This window comes from Cyanobacterium stanieri LEGE 03274 (genome assembly GCF_015207825.1).
GTDB lineage: Bacteria > Cyanobacteriota > Cyanobacteriia > Cyanobacteriales > Cyanobacteriaceae > Cyanobacterium > Cyanobacterium stanieri_B.
The window spans coordinates 65,771-74,566 of the sequence record NZ_JADEWC010000016.1; the positions used below are offsets into that span (position 1 = coordinate 65,771).

The 8,796-nt window shown below is 38.8% G+C and carries 6 protein-coding genes; 1 reads left to right on the plus strand and 5 read right to left on the minus strand.

The annotated features are described in order from the left end of the window. Positions 1 to 76: 76 nt before the first annotated feature. Both IQ215_RS08635 and IQ215_RS08640 read right to left on the minus strand, forming a co-directional pair. Positions 77 to 499, minus strand: coding sequence for an NfeD family protein (locus IQ215_RS08635; protein WP_193800910.1), 423 nt, complete (start codon positions 497 to 499; stop codon positions 77 to 79). Positions 500 to 631: 132 nt separating this feature from the next. Beyond that, the gene (locus tag IQ215_RS08640) at positions 632 to 2,044 is read right to left on the minus strand and encodes a glycosyltransferase (protein WP_193800911.1); all 1,413 of its coding nucleotides are present in this window, start codon (positions 2,042 to 2,044) and stop codon (positions 632 to 634) included. Positions 2,045 to 2,514: 470 nt separating this feature from the next. Between IQ215_RS08640 and dxs the strand changes: the two genes are divergently transcribed. Beyond that, the gene (gene dxs, locus IQ215_RS08645; RefSeq protein WP_193800912.1) at positions 2,515 to 4,434 is read left to right on the plus strand and encodes a 1-deoxy-D-xylulose-5-phosphate synthase; all 1,920 of its coding nucleotides are present in this window, start codon (positions 2,515 to 2,517) and stop codon (positions 4,432 to 4,434) included. 271 nt (positions 4,435 to 4,705) lie between these two features. On the opposite strand, the gene IQ215_RS08650 is transcribed toward dxs, so the two are convergent. The 3 genes from IQ215_RS08650 to IQ215_RS08660 all read right to left on the minus strand — a co-directional run bounded on the left by IQ215_RS08650 (position 4,706) and on the right by IQ215_RS08660 (position 8,239). After that, positions 4,706 to 5,344, minus strand: a complete 639-nt coding sequence (locus IQ215_RS08650) for an HAD-IA family hydrolase (protein WP_193800913.1) — start codon at positions 5,342 to 5,344, stop codon at positions 4,706 to 4,708. Between the two features lie 99 nt (positions 5,345 to 5,443). Then, positions 5,444 to 5,998: an NUDIX hydrolase gene (locus tag IQ215_RS08655; protein ID WP_193800914.1), complete on the minus strand. Its 555-nt coding sequence runs from the start codon at positions 5,996 to 5,998 to the stop codon at positions 5,444 to 5,446. Beyond that, a complete protein-coding gene (locus tag IQ215_RS08660) occupies positions 5,999 to 8,239 on the minus strand; it encodes a HEAT repeat domain-containing protein (protein ID WP_193800915.1) in 2,241 nt (746 codons plus the stop codon). Positions 8,240 to 8,796: the final 557 nt, after the last annotated feature.

Below are 8,796 nucleotides of genomic sequence, written 5' to 3' on the forward strand. Positions count from 1 at the left end.
AAATGATATTATTAATCAAGGGTTTTATTTATTAAAATAAGTTAAAATTTTGCTCTTTGTTAAGTTTTTATGAAATTTAAAACTGTCGAGGAAGTACCGATAAGGTATTACCATGGCGACTAACAATATATACTTTTTGGTCGGGATTTAGTTCGATGGTTTCGTCGGCACATACCGCTTGCCATGAATTTCCTTCATACATAACTCTACCTACTTCCCCTGGGGCGATCGCCGTTATGGTAACCGCTTCATCTTCTTCTAATAACAAAGGGTCATTTTTTTTCGGGGAAAAATATTTTTTAGCCAGAAGTATTAAACCAAATGAAAGCAACATCCAAATAACAATTAGAGCATTATTGTAAGGAAAAAAAAGAGAAATACCCGCAACAATAAAAGCACTTAAACCCATCATAAATTCCACAAATGCAGTGGGAAATATCAGCTCCATTAAACAAAATAATGAGCCTATAATTAGCCATGTTAATACAGGAGAAGACATAAAAGACTATTGATAATTATTTGATTAAATTAACCTAATATTACTTCTATTTTATGATAATTTTTAGGATCTTGTTTTTGATGGTAAGGGATAAAAAAAGGTGAGCATTGCCCACCCTATCATCCATAAATTCTAAGCTAATTCGAGATTTTCATCGGCATCCCCTTCGTGGACTGTTTTAACCCATTTGAGGCGTTTTTGACGCACAGACATTCTCGCCGTTGTCAGGGGCATGACGATAAACCAATGCACCATATAAATCATACCCAAAAAACTTTGGGCAATCATGGTTAAATGTTCACCAAGGGTGAATGATGGTTTACTCTGGTTACGTTTTAAACCCGTGTACATTCCCCAGAAGGCAAGAAAGAGGGTAAGACTACTAAGGGGGGCAACCAAGGGTAAACGATGGCGTGTCAATACCATGACTAAATCGGGAATGGCGGCAGTAGGGAAGATATATTGCACCACAAAAAAGAAAATGAGGTCAAATTTTTTGCGCCACCCCAAGCGGTTAGTGAGGATAAAACGCCAATAGTCGAAATAACGTTGATAACCACCTTCTGCCCAGCGACTTCTTTGGTGCCAAAGGGCGATCGCACTTTTTACCCCTTCTTCGCCCACGGGGGGATATTCTAAAATATCAATATCCCAATTATCAAGGTGTAAACGAATGGTAAGATCAAGGTCATCGGTGATGGTTTCTTCATTCCAACCACCACAACGATTAAGGGCATCACGACGCACAAACTGCCCATTACCCCTTAATTCCCCAATGCCACCACAATTAATTCTTTGCTTTTGAAAATAACTATCCAGAGACATTTCCACCCATTGCCCCCTAGTCCAAAAATTTTCCTGAGCATTGGAAATGGCTTTTCTCACCTGCACAGCACCTATGTTTTCCCTGACAAATAAAGGAACAACTTTTTGTAATAAATTCTCAGGAATTACCGCATCGGCATCAAACACACCGATAATATCCCCCTTACATTGAGAAAAAGCAAGATTCAACGCCCCCGATTTTCCTCCCTTCGCTAATCCGTCTCTGTGGATAACGTTTAATTGGTCATATTCTTGGGCTAACCCGTCTAATATTTTACCAGTGCGATCGCCACTATTATCATCCACAATCCATAATTCATATAAATGACGGGGATAATCAACATTAAGTAACATCGTCACCAACTTTTTAATTACTGCTTCCTCATTTTTGGCAGAAACCAATAAAGAAACAGAAGGTAAAGTCTCCATATCACAAAAAGCAGGAAGATGATTATCTGTAGGATTATTAAAAACTAATCTAACGGTTTGAAAAACAATCAATAATCCTAACAATGTAATGATGACAATATTCCAAGGAATAAGATGTAAACCGATAGTTACACCCCAAATCAGAGTCAAAGCAAAAGCAGCCTTTTTCCTTCTACCCGACAACCCCTGAAAGAAATCATTTCTAAACTCTTCTTCTTCCACTTCAGGATCACTAAATTCCGCTAACAATGAGGGAATAGGGTCAATTTCTGGGTTTTTCTTGTCTGGCATAGTTAAATATCAGCTCCTTTTCTTCTATTTAGCTAAAATCTTCTATATTCTAACGTGAGTAATGCACTAAATTTTTTACGTTGTTGAATTTAGATGGATGGGGGATGAAGGGATGAGGGGATGAGGGGATGAGGAGATGAGGTGTTGTTTAATCAAAATTGTATGAAATATAATTAAATGACACTAGAAATCTATCAAAATATTAGACTTGTTGTGAATTAAATATCTGCGTATCTGAAACCCTTATCAAATAAGGACGAAATTTGGCAAAAAAACTATTTCGCAACAACTCTATTATCGCTGTTGCCTGTTCCCCGTTCCCCGTTCCCTTAAATAACAAATCACCAACGCTACAATACTTAATCTCGTATTTTTAAGCATAATTACAAAAATTAAGACAAAATAAAGAAAAGAACTGTTTATCTGAGATAGTAAAGTCAGATAGAAAAAAATAGGGGAATAAAAATATAATGCACATAAGCGAACTTACTCACCCAAATCAACTACATGGCTTATCCATACGCCAATTAGAAGACATTGCCCAACAAATACGAGAGAAACACCTAGAAACCATTGCCGCCACAGGAGGACATTTAGGGCCTGGACTCGGAGTCGTAGAATTAACCATCGCCCTCTACAATACCCTTGATTTAGAACAGGATAAAGTAATTTGGGATGTAGGACACCAAGCCTATCCCCATAAAATGTTAACAGGACGTTACCATGATTTCCATACCCTCCGACAAAAAGATGGCATTGCGGGGTATCTAAAACGTTCGGAGAACAAATTTGACCATTTTGGAGCAGGACACGCCTCCACGAGCATCTCAGCAGGGTTAGGGATGGCTTTGGCAAGGGATGCCAAGGGCGAAAATTTTAAAGTTGTGTCGGTAATTGGCGATGGTGCTTTAACTGGAGGCATGGCATTAGAAGCTATTAACCACGCCGGACATTTACCCAATACTAATTTAATGGTGGTATTGAATGATAATGAAATGTCTATTTCTCCCAATGTAGGCGCCATTTCCCGTTATTTAAATAAAGTACGTTTATCAGATCCGATTCAATTTTTAACAGGTAATATTGAGGAACAGTTTAAGCATTTCCCATTCTTTGGCGATGGTGAAAATCTTTCTCCTGAAATGAAAAACCTCAAAGAAGCCATGAAACGCCTTGCCATGCCCAAGGTAGGGGCGGTAATTGAGGAGTTAGGATTTACTTATTTTGGTCCGGTGGATGGTCATAATATTGGGGAGTTAATTAATACTTTCCAAAAAGCTCACAAGGTGAAAGGCCCTGTATTTGTCCATGTGGTAACGGTGAAAGGTAAGGGTTATTCCATGGCAGAAAAGGATCAAGTGGGTTATCATGCCCAAAGTCCTTTTAATTTGACCACTGGTAAGCCTATTCCTTCTAATAAACCTAAGCCTCCTAGTTATTCTAAGGTATTTGCCCATACCCTAACTACTTTGGCAGAAAATGACCCCAAAATCATCGGGATTACGGCAGCTATGGCGACGGGTACAGGATTGGATAAGTTACAGCAAAAGTTACCTAAACAATATATTGATGTGGGTATTGCTGAACAACACGCTGTCACTTTGGCGGCTGGTTTAGCCTGTGAGGGCATGACTCCCGTGGCGGCGATTTATTCTACTTTCTTACAAAGGGCTTATGATCAGATTATCCATGATGTCTGTATTCAAAAAATTCCTGTGTTTTTCTGTTTAGACAGGGCAGGAATTGTGGGCGCTGATGGCCCTACCCACCAAGGGATGTATGATATTGCTTATCTTCGTTGTATTCCTAATTTGGTGATTATGGCGCCCAAGGATGAGGCGGAGTTGCAACGGATGACGGTAACTGGTATTAAGTACAAGGAAAGTGCGATCGCCATGCGTTACCCCCGTGGCAATGGTTTAGGAGTACCTTTAGCCGAAGAAGGTTGGGAGGAAATTCCCATCGGTAAGGGGGAAATTTTACGCAATGGGGATGATGTTTTATTAGTCGGTTATGGTTCAATGGTTAATAATGCCATGCAAACTGCCGAGATTTTGAGTGAGCATGGGGTGGAAGCCACGGTAATTAATGCTCGTTTCGTGAAACCCCTTGACACTGATTTAATCGTACCTTTGGCGGAGAAAATCGGTAAGGTTGTTACCCTTGAAGAAGGTTGTATTATGGGTGGTTTTGGCTCTGCGGTGGCAGAGGCTTTAATCGATCACAATGTTAATGTACCCGTAAAACGTATCGGCGTACCTGATATTTTAGTAGATCATGCTACCCCTGCGCAATCCTTTGCCGATTTGGGTTTAACTAGCCCCCAAATTGCTGAGCGAGTTTTAAATACTTTTTTCAGTGATAAGCCTGAAATGGCGATTAATAAATAGGTAAGATTTTAAGTGTTAGGTGTAAATAATTGATTATTCAAAGTCGAGAATAAAGATTAATTGGGTGCGCTCTCATAAATATAATATTAAATATTTAATGAAATATTAAGACGAAAAATAGGGAATAGGCAATGGTTTTTAAGGTTTTTATAGTTGTAAATTCATAGGTGGGTGATGATAAACTTTATCAATCTGACTTGGTATCATAGCATCATTGAGCGATACCATAATTTATTATTCAGTGATTAGCTAAGGTAATAATCTTGTAAAGTTATCTTGACAACCAAAAGGCTTTCATCCCGACGCTTTTAGCTCCCCAATAATCTTCTTTTTTACTATCTCCAATATACCAAGCATTTTCTGGAAAACAATTATTAGTTTCTAAGGCTTGACGAAAAATATTCGGATGGGGTTTAGCCATTCCAGATAAGGATGAGATGGTAATACTAGAAAAATATTTACTTAAATCAAGACTATCTAAAACAGAAAAAATACGGGTATCAAAGTTAGAAATAATGGCGAGGTTAATTCCTTGTTTTTGCCATAGGTTTAAATTGAAGATTACATCATTATAAATATACCAAGGTTTTTCGGTAGAAAAATGCTGATATAGTTCGATAAAAAAGTCATCAAAATTAGTAAATTGATCTAATAAATTCAGTGATTGAAAGGTATTTTCAGCAATTTTTTTCCACCAATCAAACTCAAGGGATTTAATGAGGTTTTCTGATTGGGTATCAAAACATAGAGGGGAAGATATTTGAAAGGATTGATAGAAGGCTTGATTAACTAATTGGCTATCGTAGTTAACGCCATATTTTTGTGATATTTGAGTATAAGCCCAACCGACATTATTTTTTACACCAAAAAGAGTGCCTACGGCATCTAAAAATATTACTTGTGGTTTCATATTCAATGTTTAATAAAAAGGTTATTTAGTTACGCTAGGGAAGGGAAAATAATTTACAATTATAAACCGTTAAAAACCATTGCCTATTCCCCGGCCCAATTAATTTTCTTTTAAAAAACGACGGGCTAAGAAATAGGCTGTAACGGATTTAGCATCTACCTGACTACCTCGATAAATAATTTCTTCTAATTCCTCTGGTGACATTAATACAACTTCAATGTCTTCGTCATCGTCTTGGTGGGGAGGATGGGGGAGTTTTTCTAGATTTTGGGCTAGAAAGGGGTAAATATATTCGTCGGAGTAACCGGGGGCGAGGGGAAATTTAGTCAGATTTTGCCATTGATGGGCTTTATATCCTGTTTCTTCTTCAATTTCTCTTTGTATGGTGGAAAGGGGATTTTCTCCTTTTTCAATGGTCCCTGCGGGAAATTCTAACAGTCTGCCTTTAACGGCAAAACGATATTGACGTACTAATACTAAATTACCATCTGGGGTGATGGGGACGGCTAATGCTCCTCCGGGGTGGCGAATACATTCCCATTCACCTTCTACGCCGTTGGGGAGTCGGAGTTTGTTTACTTCAAATTGAAATTTTCTGCCTTGAAAGAATAGTTTTGAGCCTAGATTTTGAGGTAATTCGGGTATTATGGACATCTATTTTTCTCTGCTTTGTTCAAGGTTTATTTTATTCTCATCGGTGTTAGAGGGCAAATTTTTTTCTGATGGAATGGTTTGATTTCGTTGATTTTTGATGTTTAGTAATTTTTCTGTTAGTTTTAACCAATTTTCTTCTTCGGGGGTCAATTCTTGGTTAGAAAGAATGTCTGAGATGGATTTTTGTTGGGGGGTGGATATATTAAAAATTGGTAAGTTACACAGTTGGGGTAAATCCCATTTCCAGAGTTTGAGAGTTTGATCATCGCTTCCTGTGATGATGAAGGTGCGATCGCACCCTATCTTAACATGACGTATGGGTTTTTGATGAGTTTTTAGCACTCCCATGGGTTTACCATCGGGCAAACTCCACAATCGAATGGTATTATCACGGCTTCCCGTGGCTAGTAGTTTACCATCTTGACTAATATCCAGACACCAGATAGCCCCTTGATGTCCTTCTAGGGTGGCTTTGAGCATTCCTGTGGCCAGTTGCCAAATTTTGATGGTTTTATCCTCACTTACAGTGACAAGGGTTGTGCCATCGGGGGTAATGCCCAGTTGCCAAATGGTGCTATGATGACCCTCTAGGGTAGCTTTATTTTCCCCTGTGGACAATGACCACAATTTTACTGTACCATCTTTACTGGCACTGGCAAGGGTTGCATTAGCAGGGCAGAGGGCAAGGGATGTAATGGCGCCTTGATGCCCCGTGAGGGTATATTTATTTTCTCCTTCGGGAAGATTCCATATTCTAATGGTATGGTCATTTTTTCCGCCCCCAGCGATAATATATTTATCGTCATGGCTAATGAGGGTGCATTCTACTTCGGTTTTAAATCCCGTTAGGGTTTTGTAGAGTTTTCCTGAGGGATATTGCCATAAACGGATTTCTCGATAACTAGCACTAGCAATTATTTTACTATCATTGGTCATGGATAAAGACCAAACGGAGGCGTTATTGGCCGAAAGATTGGTTAGATTATTACCTTCAGGAATACGCCACACGGAGACGGTTTTATCTCTACTACCACTGGCAAGGGTGATGCCGTCGTTACTGAGGGCAAGGGTAGTTACTCCTTTGATATGTCTTTTTAGCTGGGTAATAGGCGCCCCTGTTTCGGTATTCCATAATTTGATTAATTCTCCACCGCCACTGATTAATACTTTATCATCGGGGGTAAGGGCGATCGCACTTATTTTATCTCCATGATGCCAATCATAAACACAACGAATTAACTTACCTTGGGGAATAGACTTACCCTTGATTTTCAGGGAAAAATTAAGCACCTCATTAAAAATCTGTTTTTCTTCGGGGGCATTGGGCAACCAACGATTATTTTTGAGAATTTTGACAATTTCCCGACTCCATCTCACTGGCACAACGGTAATTAACTCCCACAGGGTATCCCAATTTCTAGCCGAAGTCATCACCTCTAATATTTTTTTCCATCTTTGAGCGCCAATGGTTGGTATTCTTCTTCCCTCTTTACCCCCAAGTAACATCCATAACCATTCTAGGCGTTTTAAACCGATACCATGACTATCAATTCTTTCTTTTAATTCATCGGGGGCATGGTAATAAACTTCTTCAAGGAGATGATAATCAGGATCAATGTCTTGATAACGCTCCCATTGTTGAGTAAAATAATAAAATAAGGCTGATTGGGAAGGCTCAAGGGGTCGATAATTTACTTCAATGGCTATGTCTAAGGCATCCTGATTATTTTTTTCACTAGCTAAACGACACATATGGGCTTGTAAGTCTTCATCACTCAAAGAAGTTAACCATTCCCTTGCTTTGTCTCGGATTTCTCTTTCTTTATCGTTTAATAAATCCAAGAGAATTTCCGCAACTTGGATTTTATTTTCTTCCTCTAAAATTCCTTGCCAACCTAAACTAACCGCCGTCAATACTCTTAATTTTAGGGGTTGATTGGCTACCCATCCTTTTAATTTAATTAACTTAGTTAATTCAATTTCTCGATTATCTGCCCACAGTTGACACACCGCATCGATGAGGGCGGTATCTTGTAATTTGATTTGTCGCAGGGTATTTAATACCCCATTTCTCACGTTCTTATCTTCACTAAAAATTAGAGCCTTGGTTAATATTTCAATGGATTGGGGGGTTTTTATTGCTGATAATTCTTTAATGGCTTGTTGTCTAAGGCGATCGCCCAGTAGGGGTATTTCGCTATATAATTTAGACTCTAATTTAGTTAGTTTTTCTGTATCCATTGAAACTTATCCACAATCATTTTTCTAATCCATTATACTAATGATTACCTCATCAAATTTGTTATTTAAGGGAACAGGGAATGGGGAATAGGGAACGGTTATAATGGTGATCTGTTATTTAAGGGAACAGGGAATGGGGAATAGGGAACGGTTATAATGGTGATCTGTTATTTAAGGGAACAGGGAATGGGGAATAGGGAACGGTTATAATGGTGATCTGTTATTTAAGGGAACAGGGAATGGGGAATAGGGAACGGTTATAATGGTGATCTGTTATTTAAGGGAACAGGGAATGGGGAATAGGGAACGGTTATAATGGTGATCTGTTATTTAAGGGAACAGGGAATGGGGAATAGGGAACGGTTATAATGGTGATCTGTTATTTAAGGGAACAGGGAATGGGGAATAGGGAACGGTTATAATGGTGATCTGTTATTTAAGGGAACAGGGAATGGGGAATAGGGAACGGTTATAATGGTGATCTGTTATTTAAGGGAACAGGGAATGGGGAATAGGGAACGGTTATAATGGTGATCTGTTATTTAAGGGAACAGGGA

Excerpts from the sequence above, each read along its gene's own strand:
- IQ215_RS08640 (WP_193800911.1), bottom strand. The coding sequence starts at position 2,044 with ATGCCAGACAAGAAAAACCCAGAAATTGACCCTATTCCCTCATTGTTA.
- IQ215_RS08655 (WP_193800914.1), bottom strand. The coding sequence starts at position 5,998 with ATGTCCATAATACCCGAATTACCTCAAAATCTAGGCTCAAAACTATTC.
- IQ215_RS08650 (WP_193800913.1), bottom strand. The coding sequence starts at position 5,344 with ATGAAACCACAAGTAATATTTTTAGATGCCGTAGGCACTCTTTTTGGT.
- IQ215_RS08635 (WP_193800910.1), bottom strand. The coding sequence starts at position 499 with ATGTCTTCTCCTGTATTAACATGGCTAATTATAGGCTCATTATTTTGT.
- IQ215_RS08660 (WP_193800915.1), bottom strand. The coding sequence starts at position 8,239 with ATGGATACAGAAAAACTAACTAAATTAGAGTCTAAATTATATAGCGAA.
- dxs (WP_193800912.1), top strand. The coding sequence starts at position 2,515 with ATGCACATAAGCGAACTTACTCACCCAAATCAACTACATGGCTTATCC.